Source organism: Mesorhizobium sp. 131-2-1 (genome assembly GCF_016756535.1).
In the GTDB taxonomy this organism is placed as follows: domain Bacteria; phylum Pseudomonadota; class Alphaproteobacteria; order Rhizobiales; family Rhizobiaceae; genus Mesorhizobium.
On record NZ_AP023247.1, the window covers coordinates 4,973,314 to 4,991,212 of the forward strand.

Annotated in this window: 19 protein-coding genes; 11 read left to right on the top strand and 8 right to left on the bottom strand. The window is 65.0% G+C overall.

Translation table 11 applies throughout. The features are described from left to right. Positions 1-44: 44 nt before the first annotated feature. Both JG743_RS24370 and JG743_RS24375 read right to left on the bottom strand, forming a co-directional pair. The gene (locus JG743_RS24370; protein ID WP_202293314.1) at positions 45-311 is read right to left on the bottom strand and encodes a DUF1488 family protein; all 267 of its coding nucleotides are present in this window, start codon (positions 309-311) and stop codon (positions 45-47) included. After that, positions 308-571, bottom strand: a complete 264-nt coding sequence (locus tag JG743_RS24375; protein WP_202293316.1) for a hypothetical protein — start codon at positions 569-571, stop codon at positions 308-310. The genes JG743_RS24370 and JG743_RS24375 overlap by 4 nt, the downstream gene beginning before the upstream one ends. A gap of 248 nt (positions 572-819) precedes the next feature. Between JG743_RS24375 and JG743_RS24380 the strand changes: the two genes are divergently transcribed. The 4 genes from JG743_RS24380 (at position 820) to JG743_RS24395 (ending at position 3,597) form a co-directional block, all read left to right on the top strand. Then, positions 820-1,182 (top strand): co-chaperone GroES, encoded by a 363-nt coding sequence (locus tag JG743_RS24380; RefSeq protein WP_202293318.1) that lies wholly within the window; start codon positions 820-822, stop codon positions 1,180-1,182. A gap of 42 nt (positions 1,183-1,224) precedes the next feature. Continuing rightward, positions 1,225-2,850, top strand: coding sequence for a chaperonin GroEL (gene groL, locus JG743_RS24385; protein WP_202293320.1), 1,626 nt, complete (start codon positions 1,225-1,227; stop codon positions 2,848-2,850). An 89-nt stretch (positions 2,851-2,939) separates the two neighbouring features. Next, positions 2,940-3,329 carry a hypothetical protein gene (locus JG743_RS24390; protein ID WP_202293322.1) on the top strand — a complete coding sequence of 130 codons (390 nt, stop codon included), beginning with the start codon at positions 2,940-2,942 and terminating at the stop codon, positions 3,327-3,329. A gap of 103 nt (positions 3,330-3,432) precedes the next feature. After that, the gene (locus JG743_RS24395) at positions 3,433-3,597 is read left to right on the top strand and encodes a hypothetical protein (protein ID WP_202293324.1); all 165 of its coding nucleotides are present in this window, start codon (positions 3,433-3,435) and stop codon (positions 3,595-3,597) included. Between the two features lie 48 nt (positions 3,598-3,645). On the opposite strand, the gene JG743_RS24400 is transcribed toward JG743_RS24395, so the two are convergent. Continuing rightward, positions 3,646-4,539 carry a LysR family transcriptional regulator gene (locus JG743_RS24400; protein WP_202293326.1) on the bottom strand — a complete coding sequence of 298 codons (894 nt, stop codon included), beginning with the start codon at positions 4,537-4,539 and terminating at the stop codon, positions 3,646-3,648. Positions 4,540-4,664: 125 nt separating this feature from the next. Here JG743_RS24400 and JG743_RS24405 point away from each other — a divergent pair, with 125 nt between their 5' ends. Both JG743_RS24405 and JG743_RS24410 read left to right on the top strand, forming a co-directional pair. Beyond that, positions 4,665-5,558, top strand: coding sequence for an SAM-dependent methyltransferase (locus JG743_RS24405; protein WP_202293328.1), 894 nt, complete (start codon positions 4,665-4,667; stop codon positions 5,556-5,558). Positions 5,559-5,589: 31 nt separating this feature from the next. Then, positions 5,590-6,222 (top strand): NAD(P)-dependent oxidoreductase, encoded by a 633-nt coding sequence (locus tag JG743_RS24410; protein WP_202293330.1) that lies wholly within the window; start codon positions 5,590-5,592, stop codon positions 6,220-6,222. A 3-nt stretch (positions 6,223-6,225) separates the two neighbouring features. Here JG743_RS24410 and JG743_RS24415 read toward each other — a convergent pair whose 3' ends face one another. Next, the gene (locus tag JG743_RS24415; RefSeq protein ID WP_202293332.1) at positions 6,226-7,776 is read right to left on the bottom strand and encodes a trimethylamine methyltransferase family protein; all 1,551 of its coding nucleotides are present in this window, start codon (positions 7,774-7,776) and stop codon (positions 6,226-6,228) included. Between the two features lie 12 nt (positions 7,777-7,788). Beyond that, positions 7,789-10,200: a GcvT family protein gene (locus JG743_RS24420; protein ID WP_202293334.1), complete on the bottom strand. Its 2,412-nt coding sequence runs from the start codon at positions 10,198-10,200 to the stop codon at positions 7,789-7,791. A 111-nt stretch (positions 10,201-10,311) separates the two neighbouring features. Between JG743_RS24420 and JG743_RS24425 the strand changes: the two genes are divergently transcribed. Continuing rightward, a complete protein-coding gene (locus JG743_RS24425) occupies positions 10,312-10,950 on the top strand; it encodes a TetR/AcrR family transcriptional regulator (protein WP_202293336.1) in 639 nt (212 codons plus the stop codon). A gap of 162 nt (positions 10,951-11,112) precedes the next feature. Beyond that, positions 11,113-13,269 (top strand): transglycosylase domain-containing protein, encoded by a 2,157-nt coding sequence (locus JG743_RS24430; protein ID WP_202293338.1) that lies wholly within the window; start codon positions 11,113-11,115, stop codon positions 13,267-13,269. A 58-nt stretch (positions 13,270-13,327) separates the two neighbouring features. Here the strand turns inward: JG743_RS24430 and JG743_RS24435 are convergent, their stop codons facing one another. Beyond that, positions 13,328-14,524 (bottom strand): DUF930 domain-containing protein, encoded by a 1,197-nt coding sequence (locus tag JG743_RS24435; protein ID WP_202302925.1) that lies wholly within the window; start codon positions 14,522-14,524, stop codon positions 13,328-13,330. A gap of 178 nt (positions 14,525-14,702) precedes the next feature. On the opposite strand from JG743_RS24435, the gene JG743_RS24440 reads away from it, so the two are divergent. Both JG743_RS24440 and JG743_RS24445 read left to right on the top strand, forming a co-directional pair. Then, complete coding sequence (locus JG743_RS24440) at positions 14,703-15,287, top strand: DUF1214 domain-containing protein (RefSeq protein ID WP_202293340.1); 585 nt, start codon at positions 14,703-14,705, stop codon at positions 15,285-15,287. Further along, positions 15,280-15,828 carry a DUF1254 domain-containing protein gene (locus tag JG743_RS24445; RefSeq protein WP_202293342.1) on the top strand — a complete coding sequence of 183 codons (549 nt, stop codon included), beginning with the start codon at positions 15,280-15,282 and terminating at the stop codon, positions 15,826-15,828. Before JG743_RS24440 ends, JG743_RS24445 begins: the two co-directional genes overlap by 8 nt. A 52-nt stretch (positions 15,829-15,880) precedes the next feature. Here the strand turns inward: JG743_RS24445 and JG743_RS24450 are convergent, their stop codons facing one another. Further along, positions 15,881-16,063: a hypothetical protein gene (locus JG743_RS24450; RefSeq protein ID WP_244672898.1), complete on the bottom strand. Its 183-nt coding sequence runs from the start codon at positions 16,061-16,063 to the stop codon at positions 15,881-15,883. A 365-nt stretch (positions 16,064-16,428) separates the two neighbouring features. Between JG743_RS24450 and JG743_RS24455 the strand changes: the two genes are divergently transcribed. After that, positions 16,429-17,484, top strand: a complete 1,056-nt coding sequence (locus JG743_RS24455) for a DUF2336 domain-containing protein (protein WP_202293344.1) — start codon at positions 16,429-16,431, stop codon at positions 17,482-17,484. On the opposite strand, the gene JG743_RS24460 is transcribed toward JG743_RS24455, so the two are convergent. Continuing rightward, entirely contained in the window at positions 17,479-17,829 is a 351-nt protein-coding gene (locus tag JG743_RS24460) for a DUF1491 family protein (protein WP_202293346.1), read from the bottom strand. The genes JG743_RS24455 and JG743_RS24460 overlap by 6 nt on opposite strands. Positions 17,830-17,899: the final 70 nt, after the last annotated feature.

Genomic DNA, 17,899 nt, shown 5'->3' on the forward strand with positions numbered 1-17,899 from the left:
ATCCTGACGCCGGCACGGCCCGCTGGCCATTACGACAATCGCATTCAGCCGAAATCGGCGGCGGTCAGCACATACATGCTCCTGCGGGTGCGGGCATAGGCCTTGCTGGCGACGTCATGGATGGAACCGGAAGCCGTATCGAAGGCCGCCAGATACGCGGCTTCGGCGGTCGCCGTTCCTGGCGGCGCATTGGAAATGGCATTCGCGGCGACCGAGAAGGAAATCTGGAACATGCCGTCATGGCCGACGAAGCGAATTCGTCTGCCGGCCTCGTCATAGCTGCGGCTTCGGTTGGGGAATGTAAGGCTCATGACTTTACCTCCGTCGAAGCGGTCTTCTTCACCGCCCGCGGTGCCCGCTTCTTTTTCGGTGTGGGGTTCAGGGCTTCGGCAACACGGTCGGCCTCCTCCTTGGCCAGCCGCAACTCCCTCAGCCGTGCCGTCTTAATGATCCTGGCCTTCGCCTCGGACAGATACTCGGCCGTCGCCTTGTTTCGCTCCACCGTCTTCTTCTGCCTTTCCAGGAAGCGGGCCTCGGCCTTTTCCATGATGCTTTGACTGGCTTCGCCCATCGTCGAAATCTCCCTTTGCGGCTGCCGCCGTTAAAATGAATTCACTTGTTAAGATAGCTATCCATAATTGGAATTTCAATTTTTGAAATATTTGGAGCCGGTCGCGTTTTTAGAAATCCGGTGGGGAAATAATACTTTTCAATATTTGTGATGGCCGGGGAATAATTTTTGGCACTCCTATCTATCGAGTGCCAATCGGTCTATAAGAAGGACGTGGCCGCCTGTGCCGGCCCCAGAAAGAAGTTTCCATGAAATTCCGGCCACTCCACGACCGCGTCGTCATCCGGCGCGCCGAAAGCGACACCATATCCAAAGGTGGCATCATCATCCCCGACAATGCCAAGGAGAAGCCGCAGGAAGGCGAAGTGATCGCCGTTGGCCCAGGCGCGCGCGACGAAAGCGGCGCGCTGATCGCGCTCGACGTCAAGGCGGGCGACTTCATCCTGTTCGGCAGATGGTCGGGCACTGAGGTCAAGCTCGATGGCGAGGATCTTCTGATCATGAAGGAAGCCGACATCATGGGCATCATCGACAAGAGCGAGATGAGCATCATCGGCAAGAGCGAGATGGGCATCATCGACAAGACAAAGGCCGTCAAGAAGGCCGCCTGATCGGCGGCGCTGCTTGCCCCAACCAACCGAACTGGAAAAATCATGTCCGCCAAGGAAATCAAATTCTCCACCGATGCCCGCGACCGCATGCTGCGCGGCGTCGAGATCCTCAACAACGCTGTCAAGGTCACGCTCGGCCCCAAAGGCCGCAACGTCATCATCGACAAGGCCTACGGCGCGCCGCGCATCACCAAGGACGGCGTTACGGTCGCCAAGGAGATCGAGCTTGCCGACAAGTTCGAGAACATGGGCGCGCAGATGGTGCGCGAAGTGGCCTCGAAGACCAATGATCTTGCCGGCGACGGCACCACCACCGCCACGGTGCTGGCCGCATCTATCCTGCGCGAGGGCGCCAAGCTGGTCGCTGCCGGCATGAACCCGATGGACCTCAAGCGCGGCATCGACCAGGCGGTTGCCGCAGTGGTCAAGGAAATCCAGGCGCGAGCCAAGAAGGTCAAATCGTCGAGCGAGATCGCGCAGGTCGGCACCATCGCCGCCAATGGCGATGACACCGTCGGCGCCATGATCGCGAAGGCGATGGACAAGGTCGGCAATGACGGCGTCATCACCGTCGAGGAAGCCAAGACCGCCGACACCGAACTCGACGTCGTCGAGGGCATGCAGTTCGACCGCGGCTATCTCTCGCCCTATTTCGTCACCAACGCCGACAAGATGCGCGCCGAGCTGGAGGACCCCTACGTCCTCATCCATGAAAAGAAGCTCGGCAATCTGCAGGCGCTGTTGCCGATCCTCGAAGCCGTGGTGCAAAGCGGCAAGCCGCTGCTGATCATCTCAGAGGATGTCGAAGGCGAGGCTCTTGCCACGCTGGTCGTCAACAAGCTGCGCGGCGGCCTCAAGGTCGCGGCCGTCAAGGCGCCGGGCTTCGGCGACCGCCGCAAGGCGATGCTGGAAGACATCGCCGTGCTCACCGCCGGCCAGATGATATCGGAGGATCTCGGCATCAAGTTGGAAAACATCACCATCGACATGCTTGGCCGTGCCAAACGCGTGCTGATCGAAAAGGACACCACAACGATCATCGATGGCGCCGGCACCAAGGCCACCATCCAGGCGCGCATTCAGCAGATCAAGGGACAGATCGAGGAAACCACCTCCGACTACGACAAGGAAAAGCTGCAGGAGCGGCTGGCGAAACTCGCCGGCGGCGTTGCGGTCATCCGCGTCGGCGGTGCCACCGAGTCCGAGGTCAAGGAAAAGAAGGATCGCATCGACGATGCGCTGAACGCCACGCGCGCCGCGGTGGAGGAAGGCATCGTTGCAGGTGGCGGGGTGGCGCTGCTGCGCGCCAGGTCAGCGCTCAGCGGCCTGACCGGCGCCAATGCCGATGTGACGGCCGGTATTTCGATCGTGCTGAGGGCGCTGGAGGCGCCGATCCGCCAGATCGCCGAGAATTCCGGCGTCGAAGGCTCGATCGTCGTCGGCAAGCTAACCGGCAGCAAGGACCACAATCAGGGTTTCGACGCCCAGAAAGAAATCTATGTCGACATGATCAAGGCCGGTATCGTCGACCCAGCAAAGGTGGTGCGGACGGCACTTCAGGATGCCTGTTCGATCGCCGCCCTGTTGATCACCGCCGAAGCCATGATCACCGACATTCCGGCCAAGGACGCAGCGCCGTCCCCCAATGGCGGCGGCATGGGCTACTAACCAACTCCCCTGCCGGAAACAGATCTGCAATGCCCGGCGCCGGCACGTCGGGCGACTGATCCGAACACAAATCAAAAAGGAACTGTTCCGTGGCCACACAAAGCAGCAAGCCATCTCTCGCGCGTCGATGGGAAGACTACCAGCCGGGCAAATCCGCACTTTTCTGGGCGTGCGCGGCGACTGTCGTCGCCACGCTGATCGTCGGTTTCAACTGGGGCGGCTGGGTGACAGGCGGCACGTCGCGCTCGCTGGCGGCAACCGCCGGCGATGTTGCGCGCGGCGAACTGGCCTCGGCCATCTGCGTCGATCGCTTCAACGCTGCGCCCGACGCGGCGGCCAAGCGTGTCGAGCTCAAGGCCCTGACCGACAGCTACACGAAGCGCCAGTTCATCGAAAAAGGCGGCTGGGCAACCATGCCCGGGAAAACCTCTCCGGACAGGCTCGGTGCCGAAAGCTGCGCGGTTGCTGTCGCCGCCTGAAGTTATCGACCTATCCGAAGCGCAAGACCTCTTCACGAGAGCCTGAAAGGCATGGGCCGGGGGATCCTCCCCGGCACAGCCCGATGGCAGGGAGATCGCGACAATGATTACGTTCGTGCCGAAACCAAGTGCCATGCCGGCGAGCGAACCAGCCGAGGAAAGCCGCTTCGATCGTATTCGCCGACTTGCCGCTGAAAAGCACAAGAAATCTGACCCGGGCACGATACGCCGCGACCCGCCGAAGACAGGGGACAAGCGCCCCATGTGACGACTGCCGATCCTCGGCAGCCGCCATGCAATCGACGGCATCAATCGCTCATCGCGCCTCGCCGCTGATCAGCGCGGCATGGTCCTTGATGACGGCGGTGACAAAGCGGATGACGGCCCGCACCGGCGCTTCGGCGCCGATTTCGCGGCGGTAGACGAGCGAGACGGCATGGCTGCCGAGAATGTCGGGAGCGAGCCGCACCATGCGTGGTTCCGCTTCGGCCAGCATGCACGGCATCGCCGCGAGGCCGGCGCCGCTCAGGGCCGCCGCCAGCATCTCGGTCATTTCGGCGACGCGAAACACCGTTGTCGCGCCGGCGCCGTGCGCTTCGATCCATCGGGCGCCGGGCACCCTGGCCAGGTTCTCGTGGAAGCCGATGATCTCATGTCCGGCCAGCCGGCGAGGATCGATTGGCATCGGGTGGCGCTCGAGATAGGGACCGGACGCATAGAGCGACCAGCCCGCGTCACATAGCTTGCGCGCGATCAGCGTTTCGTCGGCGACGACGCCCATTCTGACCGCTAGATCGGCCTCGCCGTGCAGGAGATCGACCGGACGACTGCCGCTGGTCAATTCCAGGCTGATGTCGGGGCAGGCCTTGTGGAAAGCCGCCATGCGTTCGGCGAAGTACGGGCTTAGGCCGGTCGGCAGCGCCAGCCTGACACGGCGCGTGCCGGAACGCACCAGCGCGGTCATCGCTTCGATGGCGCGCTCCAGATCCTCGCCGAACGGCAGCAATCTCTTGCCGAGAGGCGTTACCTCGATGCCTTGCGGTCCGCGCATGACGAGCGAGGCGCCGAGCGCGCCCTCGAGGGCCGCCAGGCGCCGGCTGATGGTGGTGTGCCGCACGCCAAGCGCGCGCGCAGCACCCGAGAGCGTCCCCGCCCGCGCCGCGGCGAGAAAGTAGCGCAGATCGTTCCAGTCCGGTTCACCGGTTTTCATCGGGCACATTCTAGACCAGTTCGCTGCCGGATGCCTGTGCGGTTTTGCACAGGCTTGCGCGAAAATCGCGAATGGCCGGACCAAGCCGTCCGCGCGAGGATCGGCCCAGATTTCGGGAGCGAGCCATGGATATCGACAACCTGCGAATGACGGTGGCGCGACACGCCGCATCGGCAAATGCGCTGGCAGCGATCGGCCTGGCGTTGGATGCGCGTGTGCGCGGTACGGTGCTCGACGGCAATGCCGCCCGCCGCGCCGAAGCGGTACTCGGCAGTCTCGGCCTCTCGGGCATCGTGGCCAATGCCAGCGTGGCCGAACTGGCCCCGGTGCTGGCCGGCATCAAGGTCGACTTTTTGTCGGGCGGCAAGCTGGTGTCTGAGCCGTCCGCCAGCGCGGAGGCCAGGGAGGCCAGCCTGCGGCAGGCCATGGGCGACGTCTCGAGCGGCTTCCCGGCGCTGCTGAAGCGTTTGATCACGCCGCAGCTTGCAGGTTTGCCGGAGAGGCTCGAGGCGCCTGGCGCGGCCTTCCTCGATATTGGCGTCGGCGTCGCCGCGCTGTCTTTGTCGATGCTGCGGCAGTGGCCGGAGCTCAGGGCGGTTGGTGTCGATCGGTCTTCCGACGCCATCGCGCAGGCCCGTTGCAATGTCGAAGCGGCCGGCGTCGCGGACCGCATCGAGCTGCGCGTCGGCCTTGGCCAGGACATTGCGGACAAGGACATGTTCGACCTCGCCTTCGTGCCAAGCGCCTTCATTCCAGAAGCGCATGTCGGGGCGATCGTCGCGCGCTGCCGCGCGGCCCTCAGGCCCGGCGGCTGGCTGCTGTTGGCGATGATCAATCCCGGTCCGGACGCGCTGGCGCAGGCGGTTGCCCACTTCCGCACCACCATCTGGGGCGGCACGGTGTTCGAAAGAGGCGCCGCCGAGGCGCTGGTCGAACGAAGCGGCTATGCCGAGACGAAGCTTCTGCCCGGCCCGGCCGGGGCGCCGGTGGCTTTCGTCGCCGGGCGCAAGCCGGGTTGACAGCCGAGGAGACTGGCCAGGGAGGCTGGTGATGAAACTGCTGATCTTTGGCGCCTCGGGCGCGACGGGCCGTGCTCTTGTCTCGGCAGCGCTGGCCGAGGGGCATGCGGTGACCGCTTTCGTCCGCACGCCGGGCAAGCTTGCCATCAGCGATAAGAGGCTGAGTATGATCGTCGGCGACGTCGCCGACCGGCAAGCGGTGGAGCGCGCCATCGCCGGGCAAGACGCAGTCTTGAGCTGTCTCGGCGGCGGCGTGCTGCTGAGGCACGATGGGGCCGTCATCGCCGGCGTCGGCCACATCGTCGATGCCATGCGGCGGACCGGGCCGGCCCGGCTGATCTACCTGTCATTCCTTGGCGTGCGCGACAGCCGGCGGCAGTTGGGGCCACTGCTCGGCGGCATCATCGCGCCGCTCGTGCTGCGTCATGAAGTGGCGGATCACGAAACGAAGGAAGGCCTTATCGCGCAATCCGGCCTCGACTGGACGATCGTACGGCCGCCCAAGCTCACCAATGGCGCGGCGACCGGCAAGTTTCGCCACGGCAACGGCATCCGGGCGGCATCGCTGCTACCGACGCTGGCGCGCACCGACGTGGCGGCCTTCATGCTCGGCCAGATCAGCGACGCCACCTACTCGCGCAAGGCGGTTTCCCTATTGCACTGATCCTCAGGACACGGGCGGCGCACCGCCCTCTTCCGAGCGCCGGGCGATGAACTCGTCCAGCACGCCGGCGGTGGCGGCGGCCGAAGCCGGCGGCTGGAAGTCGGCGAGCAGCCGCTTCCAGATGCCGGTGGCGCGTTCGGTGGCGCTCTTGGAACCTGCCTGCGTCCAATTGCCGAAATTCGACCAGTCGGCGACCAGCGGCTCATAGAAGGCGGTGCGGTAGCGCGCCATCGTGTGACCGGCCGAGAAGAAATGCCCACCCGGCTGCACTTCGGCGATGGCCTCGAAGCCGATGGAATCCTCGTCGCCCGGTGTCCGGGCGCAAAGCTCGGCGACCGTCTGCAGCGCCTCGATGTCGGTGATCAGCTTCTCGAAGGAGACACTGAGGCCCCCTTCCAGCCAGCCGGCGGCGTGGATGCAGACGGTGGCGCCGGCAAGCACCGAACCCCATAGCGCGAACTGCGTCTCGTGCGCGGCCTGCGCGTCGGAGATGTTGGCCGCACTGCCGCCGCCGGAGCGCCACGGCAGGCCGGTGAAGCGGGCAAGCTGGCCGGCGCCGAGCGTGGCCTTGATGTGCTCCGGCGTGCCGAAGGCCGGCGCCCCGGACTTCATGTCGACATTGGATGAGAAGGAGCCGTAGACCACCGGCGCGCCTGGGCGAACGATCTGGGCGAGCGTCAGCCCGGCCAGCGCCTCGGCATGCTGCAGCGTCAGCGCGCCGGCGACCGTGATCGGCGCCATGGCGCCGGCCAGGCAGAAGGGTGTGATGACCAACACCTGGCCAGCCTTGGCGAAATCGATGATGCCTTGCGCCATCGGGATGTCGAGCTGGCGCGGCGAATTGGTGTTGATGATGGTGTAGCAATAAGCACCGGCGCGGAACTCGTCCTCGGAGAGGCCGCGCGCCAGACGCAACATCTCGAAGCCGTCCTCGACCTGCGGCGTGCCGCGGGCGAAGACGAACGGGAACTTGTCGGACAGCGTCAGTTGGGCGCGGTTGACGGCATAATGGCGGAAATGATTGTCGATGTCCTGCGGCTCGATGCAGGGGCCCAGCATGTGCAGCACGTCGAAATGCTGGATCAGCCGCGTGAGATCTTCGAAAGCGGCAAGCGTGCCCGGCCGCCGACCACGCTCGAGATCAGTGACGTTGGGCGCGCCGGCGCCGGCGAGGAAGGCCATCGAGCCCAGTTCGAGCATCAAATCGCGCTCGCGCGCGCCGCCATTGGCCCGGATCGAGCGCGGCGCCGAAGCAAGAGCCGCCTCGACCATGTCCCGGCCGATCTTCACCATCTGGCTGTCCTCGTCGACCAGCGCGCCGGCACCAGCGAAAACGCGCCGCGCCTGTGGCAGCAGCACCTTGATGCCAAGCTCCTCCAGCACGCGCAGCGCCGTGTCGTGGATCGCGGCGACCTGATCGTCCGAGAACACTGGCTGCGGCAGGAATGGGTTCTTCAGGGAGCGGTAGTCCGGCCTTCGGCTTGACTCGCTGCCGGCCTGGCCGGTGCGTCCGCGCCGGCGCTCGCGCCTGTCATGAGCGGCGTTGTCGACCATGTCCTGTCCTCCTCATTGCCGCATCGCCTTGCCCTCGGGGTCGTAGGGCGAGGCGGAGATGACGCGAGCCGGCCGTTCGACGCCGACAATGTGCACCGAAAGAGTGGTCCCCTCCCCGGTAAATTCGTCGTCCAGCAACGCCAGCGCGACGCTCTTGCCAACCGTGTAGCCATAGCCGCCGGAGGTGACGAAGCCGACGCGCCGGCCCTTGTGCCAGACCGGCTCGAAGCCGCTGGCGTCGGCGTCGACGGCATCGATCTCCAGCGTCGCGATCCTGCGCGAGACGCCGGCGTCGCGTTCCTTCAGCGCCGCGTCGCGGCCGATGAAGTCGCGTTTGGAGAAGGCGATGAAGCGGTCGAGGCCGGTCTGTCCGGGCGTATAGGCCTGGGTGAATTCGCGCGACCAGATGCCGAAGCTCTTCTCCAGCCTCAGCGCGTTGAGGGCATAGAAGCCGATCTCGGCGAGACCGAGATCCTCGCTGGCGGCAAGCAGCGTCTCGCGCATGGTGGAATGCAGGACGGCGGGGCAGTTGATCTCGAAGCCGAGCTCGCCGGCGATGGAGAGGCGCGCAACCCGGGCGCGCGCCATGCCGATGTCGAAGGCGCCGCAGGCCATGAACGGCAAGGCGCTGGCCGAGACATCCTGATGCGTGGTGCGCGCCACGATCTCGCGCGCATTCGGCCCGGTGACGAGGAAGCCCGACACGGTGTCGGAGATGTCGGTGACGGTCACGCCGTCGGCCCGATGCGCCTCGAACCAGCGCATGTGGAATTCGCGCAGATAGTAGGAGCCCATGATCCAGTACTCTCCGCCGCCCCAGTTGAGCACGGTGAGATCGCCCTTCAGGCGCCCGTCATGGCCGAGCATGGGCGCGAGCTTGGCGCTTCCCGGCTTCGGCAGGCTGCAGGCCAGCAGCCGGTCGAGCCAGGCCTCGGCGCCCGCGCCGGATATGGCATAGCGCGAGAAGGCCGATGTATCGGCCAGCCCCGCGGCGCGACGCACCTGGAGGGCCTCGTCGCCGACGATATCGAAGGCGTTGGAACGCTTCAGCGTCGTCTCCTCGCGGAACCCCATCGGCGCGAAATAGGCTGGGATCTCCAGGCCCCAGGACGAAGTCCATTCGCATCCGGCCGCCGTCATGCCGTCATAGGCGCCGGGCCGCTTCAGCGGCCGGCCGGCCGGCAGCCGCTCATTGGGGAAGGTCATGACGAAGCGGCGCGCGTAGAACTGGCCTGTCGTCTGCCTGAGATATTCGCGGTTGGCGGCGAAGGCGCCATAGCGGGCGATGTCCATGCCGAAGATGTCGGCCTCCGGCTCGCCATGGATCATCCATTCGGCCAACGACTTGCCGACGCCGCCGCCCTGGCTGAAGCCTGCCATGACGCCGCAGGCGACCCAGTAATTCTTCAAGCCGCGCACCGGGCCGACGAGCGGGTTGCCGTCGGGCGTGAAGGTGAAGGCGCCGTTGACCCATTTGCGGATGCCGGCCTTCGCCAGGCAAGGGAAGCGCTCATAGGCCTTCGACAGCTCCGGGCTGATGCGGTCGATATCCTCGGGGATCAGCTCGATGCCGTAATCCCAGGGCGCGCCGTCCATGTTCCAGTGCTTCGGGTTCTGCTCGTAGACGCCGAGCAGCACGCCCTTGCGCTCCTGCCTCAGATAGGAAAATCCGTCGAGATCGACGGCGAGGCCGAGTTCCTTGTCGAGAGCGGCCACTTCGGGAATGTCCTCGGTGACGAAATAATGGTGCTCCATCGGTGTCACCGGCAGCTCGACGCCTGCCATGCGGCCGACCTGCTTTGCCCAGAGACCGCCGGCATTGACGACATGCTCGGCGACGATCGTACCTTGCTCGGTGACGACATCCCAGCCGCCATCGGCACGCTGCCTGAGCTCGACGACGCGGTTGCGCAGGATGACATCGGCGCCGCGCTTCTTGGCCGCACCGGCATAGGCATGCGTCGTGCCATAGGGGTCGAGATGGCCTTCGTTGGAATCGTAGAGGCCGCCCAACACATCGCTGACATCGACGATCGGGCAGATCTCCTTGATCTCTTCAGGCGTCACCAGCCGCGCCGTTTCGATGCCGACCGACTGGAACACCGCCCAGACCGATTTCAGCCATTCCCAGCGCTGCGGGTCGCTCGCCATGTTGACGCCGCCGGTCATGTGCAGGCCGGCATTCTGGCCGGACTCGGCCTCGAGCTCGCGGTAGAGTTTTATCGTGTAGTCCTGCAACGCCGCCACGTTGGGATCGGCATTAAGCGCATGGAAGCCGGCCGCCGCGTGCCAGGTCGAGCCGGCCGTCAGTTCGGCGCGCTCGATCAGCGCCACATCGCTCCAGCCGAAGCGCGCCAGATGGTAAAGCACGGAGGCACCTACCACCCCACCCCCGATGACGACCGCGCGATAATGCGATTTCACGAGCCTCTCCCTCTCGTTGGAAGCCATGACCATATATGCACTGTACACATGTGTCTAGACACTTATGTCCAGAGCTTGCGCGCCGTGACCGGGCGTGCCACTTGTGTGTCCATGATCATGATTTCTCCGCAGGACGAGCCGGCGCCCGGCAACATCAAGGTGACGCGCTCGGACTGGATCAATCTGGCGCTGCAGACGCTGATCTCGGACGGCATAGAGAGCGTGCGGGTGCTGCCGCTCGGCCAGAAGCTCGGCGTGTCGCGCTCGAGCTTCTACTGGTATTTCGAAAGCCGCCAGGACCTGCTCGACCAGCTGCTGGCGCACTGGCACGACACCAACACCAAGGCCATTGTCGAGCGCGCAAGGCGCCCTTCCGAAACCATCATCATGGGCGTCATGAACGTCTTCGAATGCTGGGCCGACGAGCGGCTGTTCGATCCCAGGCTCGACTTCGCCGTCCGCGAATGGGCCAGGCGTTCAGACGATGTGCGCCGCGTGATCGACCAGGCGGACGACGAGCGCCTCATCGCCATCCGCGACATGTACCGCCGGCACGGCTATGACGCGGAGGACGCCTTCATCCGGGCGCGCGTGCTCTACTACATGCAGATCGGCTACTATGTGCTCGACCTCAAAGAACCGGTCGAGGCGCGCGTCAGCCATCTCGCGGCCTATCTGCGCGCCTTCACCGGCCAGGAGCCGAGCGATGCGGATGTGGCGCATTTCATGCGCTTCATCGCGGCGCGGTGATATCGCTCGAGTACCCGCTATCAACCTTAGCGATCAACAAAGCTTGTGTGTGGCTTCGCTGCCCTTGTGAGCGGTGATAAAATGGTCGAATAGTCAGTCAGGGAGCCACCCTCGAAACTGCCCATGCCGTTTTGGGGAAGTGCGCTGGGGCGGAATTCTGGAATGGCAAGTCCTTCGAGACCACGCAAGAGAAGAGGCCGCATCGCCTCGGCGCTGCTTGCCGTCGACGCGTGGCTCGATTCCTCGCTCTACGAAATCGGCTTCAAGGCCAGGGAATTCTGGGAAGCGGCGACGATCTTTTCGCGGCGCTTCCGCGTCAAGGGCTGGCGGCGCGGCATCATCGAGGTGCTCAGCGAAGGCGTCACCATGGGCGCCGGCGGCATCGTCGTGCTGCTTGCGCTGGCGATGCCCGCCTTCGAGATCACTGCCGGCGACTGGCGCGCGCAGGGCGACTTCGCCGTCACCTTCCTCGACCGCTACGGCAACGAGATCGGCCAGCGCGGCATCATCCAGCGCGACTCGGTGCCGGTCGACGAAATGCCCGACCATGTCATCAAGGCGGTGCTGGCGACCGAGGACCGGCGCTTCTTCGACCATTACGGCATAGACGTGCTCGGCCTGTCGCGCGCCATCTTCGAGAACGTGCGCGCCAACTCGGTCGTGCAGGGCGGCTCCAGCATCACCCAGCAATTGGCCAAGAACCTGTTCCTGACCAACGAGCGCACCTTCGAGCGCAAGATCAAGGAAGCTTTCCTGTCGTTGTGGCTGGAGGCGAACCTGTCGAAGAAGGAGATCCTGCAGCTCTATCTCGACCGCGCCTATATGGGTGGGGGCACGTTCGGCATCGAGGCGGCGGCGGATTTCTATTTCGGCAAGAGCGTCAAGGACCTCAACCTCGCCGAGGCGGCGATGCTGGCCGGGCTATTCAAGGCGCCGACTAAATACGCCCCGCACATCAACCTGCCGGCCGCCCGCGCGCGCGCCAATGTCGTGCTGTCCAACCTCGTCGATTCCGGCTTCATGACCGAGGGCCAGGTGCTGCAGGCGAGACTGCACCCGGCCGACGTCGTCGACCGCGGCGAGCAGAAGAGCCCGGACTATTTCCTCGACTGGGCCTTCGACGAGGTCAAGAAGATCGCCAAGCCCGGCCAGCATTCGCTGGTCGCGCACACCACTTTCGACGCCAACATCCAGAAGGCGGCCGAGGAGTCCGTCGAATTCCACCTGCGCCAGTTCGGCAAGGAATACAACGTCACCGAAGGCGCGGTGGTGGTGATCGAGACCAACGGCGCGGTGCGCGCCATCGTCGGCGGCCGTGACTACGGCGCCAGCCAGTTCAACCGCGCCACCAAGGCGCTGCGCCAGACCGGCTCCTCGTTCAAGCCCTATGTCTACGCCACCGCCATGGAACATGGCTTCACGCCGGATTCGGTAGTTTCCGGCGGCCCTATTAGCTGGGGCGGCTGGTCGCCGCACAACTACAATGGTGGCTCGGCCGGCAACGTGACGCTGATCACGGCGATCGCCAAGTCGATCAACACGGTGCCGGTGCGGCTCGCCAAGGACCATCTCGGCATCGGGCCGATCAAGGCAATGGCCGAGGCGATGGGCGTGGAGTCGCCGCTGGAAGGGCACAAGACCATGGTGCTCGGCACGTCGGGCATGACGGTGATGGACCAGGCGACGGGTTACAGCGTGTTCGCGCAGAACGGCTTCGTCGGCTCGAGGCACGGCATCACCCAGCTCGTCACCCGCACCGGCGAGGTGGTCTACGACTGGACCAAGGACGCCCCGCCGTCGCACCGGGTGCTGTCGGAACAGGCGCTGAAATACATGAACACCATGCTGGCGGCGGTGCCGGTGATCGGCACGGCGCGGCGCGCCCAGCTCCCCAACATCGTCGTCGCCGGCAAGACCGGCACGACGCAATCCTACCGCGATGCCTGGTTCGTCGGCTTCACCGGCAACTACACGGCCGCCGTCTGGCTCGGCAATGACGACTTCACGCCGACCAACAAGATGACCGGCGGCACGCTGCCGGCCATGGTCTGGCAGCGGCTGATGGTCTACGCGCACCAGAATATCGACCTGAAGCCGATCCCCGGCCTCGATCATCCGTTCGTCGATCCGGAAGTCGCGGCCAAGGCCGAGGAGGCCGCCCAGAAGAATGCCGAGGAGACCGCAGCGCAGGCCCAGGCCGAGCGGCCGCCGGTGCTGTCCAGCCAGACCACGCAGATGCTGCGCGAGATGACCAAGGCGTTCCAGACAGCCCCTGTGCTCGACGCGCCCAAGGCGCCGGAGACGCTGTCGGCGCTATAGGTTTGATTCTACGCACGTCTTTGTCTCGAAACCGGTTCTTGCTTTCGGGAGACATGCTTTAGTGGAGACTAGGCAATCTGAGACGGCCCCATTCGCCGGGCGGGATCTCAGCACCGACACGGAAGTTGAACGACAAGACCCTCGTCGCATCGGTGTCGACCTCGCACCGGAAGCTCAGGCGGTACCAAGTGGTTGCCGTGCTGAAGGCGGCCTGCGGAGGGCTAAGAACATTGCCCACCTTCAGCGGAATAGATGGCAGCCATTTGGGAGAATAGGAGGCGTCCCGCAATTCCTGGTTCAAAATGCTGCCGCAAAGGTTGGCAACCCGCTTATCGCGAGGCACATCGGTCATGGAGCTTGTGGCCAGCGCATCGCCGGTAGCGCCATGTGAGTAGAGCTTTCGAACACCCGGAAGTCCCGAATAGATCGGCGATGCAGCAACGCCGGCGTTGCTGGAACTTCGCGTCCCGGCGCTCATGCTCCGGGACTTCGAGACGTTTGCTGGCCTGAACTTCAGCACATTTGCGGGTTTGGTTTCTTGCTTTTCGGCCGCGGCCGGAAGCTCGACCTTACCGTCGCTCTCGGCACCCAGCGGCGTTGACGCCATAGCTGTTTGCCTTTTCACGGTTTGCGCTCCTGCCTCTTGTGCGTCTGCCTGAAGTTTATCCGTGTCCCGGGTTGCCTGCTTCTCCTCGCTCTGCGTGGGCTTGGCGTCCGTCGCGGCGGTTACCGGCTTCTCGTCAGCCTTGCTTGGATCTGCCTGCTGATCGGAGTCTGCTTGCGCGGCAGATTGGTCTGCTGCAGGCTTCGGCACGGCAGGCGGCTTCGAATCGTCATTCTTGGCTGGCGACGGCGCGTTGTCTCGATCGCCGGCTCCATCCAGGGATTTCCTCGGACCGGTATCCTTGTCGCCGTACTGAAAAACGGGCTTTAGCACCGCAATTGGCGGTGGCTTCGACGGCTGCCTTTCCTGCTGGGGCGGCTTTTCAACCTTTTGCTCGGGTGGTTTTTCAGCCTTCGGTTCCGGCGACCTTTCGGTCTCGGGTTCCTTTGGCTCCGGTGCGGGCGGAGGCTTCGGTTTTGGCTGCTCGGGCGGAGGCACAAGCGCGACATTGACCGGCTGTTCCCAATCCGGCTGCTGAGCCGGCCTCGGCAGGCTGTAGACCAGAAATGCTGCGATGAGCACATGCAGGATCAGCGATGCGGGCAAGGCCCACACCAAAGTCCAACGGCGCTCTTCTGTCTCGCCTTTCATCCCCATCGATGTGGAACGAAATGGCGGCGGCTTCAAGCACAGGCATCGGATCGGTGCGAACTGGCAGCATTTGCAGGCATCAGCCGAGTATCACCACGCCTTTACAGCAAGCCGGCTTGCCACGAGGCCCCGCGGCGCGATATCCCCGAGCGGCAAGTCCTTCATTCACCGGCTCTCCATGCTCAAGACCGCCCTCCTGACGCTGCTTTCGCTTGCCATTGCCGTCGGCGTCGGCGGCGGCAGCGTCTGGTATGCGCTGCAGGCGCAGGACGGCGTCGGTGCGATCAGGATCGGCCAGTGGACGGCCTTTCCCGAGATCGGCACGCAAGGCGCCGACCCCTATTCGAAGGCGCGCGTGGCGCGCGAGGGCGTGCTGGCGCTCGGCAAGGCCGAGGGTCTGTCCTTCATCGCCGAGCGCGACGCCGGCGGCGAACCGCTGAAGCGCGAATGCGCCTATACGATCGAAGGCGGATTCCCCACCGCCCGCTTCTGGACGCTTTATGCCGCCGACCAGTCGCTCGGCGTGGTCGACACGGGCAAGGCGAGGCTGGCCGCGCTCCAGTCCTACCAGGTGCTGCGCCAGCCCGACAATTCGGTGACCATCGCCGTCGGCAATCGCGCCGCCCCCGGCAACTGGCTGCTGACCGACGGCTTCGGCAAGATGTATTTCGTGCTCACCTTCTACGACACGCCGATCGCCAGCAGCACCGGCCTTTCCGACGTGACGCTGCCCAGCATCGTGAAAGTGGGCTGCAATGCGTAGGCTCTTCCACGCCGTGCTGCTGGGCCTTATCGGCGCCGGCATCGTCCACATCATCGTTTTGATGCTGGTGCCGGAATTCTCCGAGCGCGATGCCTGGTCGCGGCTGGCGATGGCTTCGGACCTCTACAGGATGACCAGGCTCGACGCCGAGGCCGGCGGCGCGCCGGTGGTGAAATCGGTCGATCCGCTCTTCTACGCGGCCGCCTGCCGCTTCGACCTCGCCGAAGGCATGGTGCGCATCAAGGCGCCGGGCCACGTGCCGTTCTGGTCGGTCTCGGTCTACGACCGCAACGGCCACAATTTCTATTCCTTCAACGACCACACCGCGACCGACGGCGTGCTCGACACGGTGGTGCTGACGCCGGCGCAGATGATCGATGTGCGCCGGGCGCTTCCGGAGGAGTTGCAGGGCGCGATCTTCGTCGAGGCGCCGATCGAGGAAGGCATCTTCGTCATCCGCGCCTTCGTGCCGGACGACAGCTGGAAACCGATCGTGTCGCGGTTCCTGGAGCAGAGCTCCTGCGAATTGCAGGACTATTGATCCGCCGGCGCACGAGGGATTCCAAGTGCTAGAGCGTCTTTTGCGCAGCGCTCTAGTGATGCGGAATAGGCGTCCGCGGCGGCTTGTCCGGACCCGCCGGCCGCGACTGGCCGTTCAGCGGCGGCTGTTCATAGCGGACGCCGGGGAAGATAATCACCGCCGCCGGCGTGCCGGTGTCCTGAACTGTTCGATTTACGGGTGCCGGTCGCGGCACGAAAGACAGTACCATGCCCATGGTTCGCGTATTCCTCTCGGTTGCCCCGGAGCACAACGCAACGCCTCCAAATATGATTAAGGCGGGCAGAGGGTTAACGGAGCGTAAATTAACGGGCTGTTTTTTCAGCTAAATTCGCTGAAACGCTCAAAACATTTGGCCCGAAACCTCAAACGCTCTTCCGGTCCGGTTAATCACGTATCAGCCGGACCTTTTCACGTCTGTGGCGCACTTCACCGATTTGGAGTTGCCTATGCGTTTGGGCCTTAGGTTAACGGGGCGCTAACGGATCGCCGCTAATTTGAACTTTGTTCTCTGGCGACGCGCAACCGGCACGGTTCGGTCGAGCGTCGCCGGGGTTGTGTCGAGTATCGGGCGTATCCTCCGTGTCATCTTCGGATTTCAGGCAAATCGCTGTTCGGACGGAGGCGGGAAAGGCCGAAAGGCTGTTCCGCGCCGCGGTTTCCGCCTTCTGCTCGCTCACCCGTCCCTCGCGCCGCGAGATCAGCCAGCTCGAGGACCTGACGCTGCCACTGTTCGACGACGTATCGGTCGAATCGCGCCGCTACGTCGCCGCCGCGCTGTCCGAATGCGAATATGCGCCCCCCGCCCTGGTGCGGCGGCTGGCGGAAGAGCCGGTCGAAACCGCGGCGCCGCTGCTCACCCGCTCGCGGGCGCTGAGCGACATAGACCTCATCGCGCTGATCGGCCGCCACGGCCTGCCGCATGCGCGCGCCATCGCCCGCCGCAAGGGGTTGAACCCGACCATCGCGGACCTGATCAAGGCGCTGGAAAAGCCGATGCTGGTCAGGGTGCGGCCGCCACAGCCCATCGTCCAGGCATTGCCCGCGACGGCCGAGCCGGCACCCGCAACGGCCGATGCGGCACCGACCATGGACGAGCCCGCGATTGCCGCCGGCGCGGACGTGCGCGAGGCGCCCGGCATCGCCGCCGAAAATGCCAGGCGCCGGCTGCGCGCGATGATGCGGCCCGAAGCTGGAACCGAGAGCGTCAATCCGTTTATCGCCCCGTCGACCTACAGCAAGCTGCGCGAGACGGCGCTGACCGGCAACGCCGCCTTCTTCCAGACGGCGCTGGCGGACGCGCTCGATATCGATTTCCAGACGGCGCGGGCGCTGACCGAACAGGCAAGCTATGCCGCGCTGCTTGCCGCCTTGCGCGCGCTCGACCTCAACGAGGACCGGGCCTTCCTGATCGCCGTCGCCGTATATCCCCGGGAGTTTCCGCACCCGCAGGCGATCCGCCTGTTCCTCGACCGCTACCGCCTGCTGCACCGCGAGGCCGCACTCGACAAGGTGCGCGCCTGGAAGGCCGAGACCCTGTCGCGGGCGATCCGCGGCAATGCAAGCGAGGTGGCGAATGCCGAGGAACGCAGGGCCTCGAACAGCGACGACGCGGTCGCAAACCTCAAGGCGTCATGAGTCCATCTTGACGGACAAAAGCTCCTCTACCGGAACGGCGCCGGCCTCGATCTCCACCACCCAGATGTCGGGATCGAATTTCTTCTCGCGCTCCAGCCTGGCGTCGAACGGCGCGGCATCGTCACCGGCACCAAGCAGGCTGAAGAAGCGCTCGTCGGGCTTGGCCGAATCGTAGCTGGTCTGCGGCGCCGGCCCGAACAGGGCGACCTCGCCCAGGCGGCCGCGCGACAGCACGAAGACCGCACCCGCCTCGGCCGCGCCGCGCTTGACCACCGCGGCAAAACCGCCGGCAGCGAACACCCGGCGCAAGAGGGCCGACACCCACAGATCGGTGGTCACGCGCATGGCAGGATTCCGGACGACATGCGCGGCTCCTTACAGCATCGGGCCGGAAACCAAAACAGATTGCCCCAGC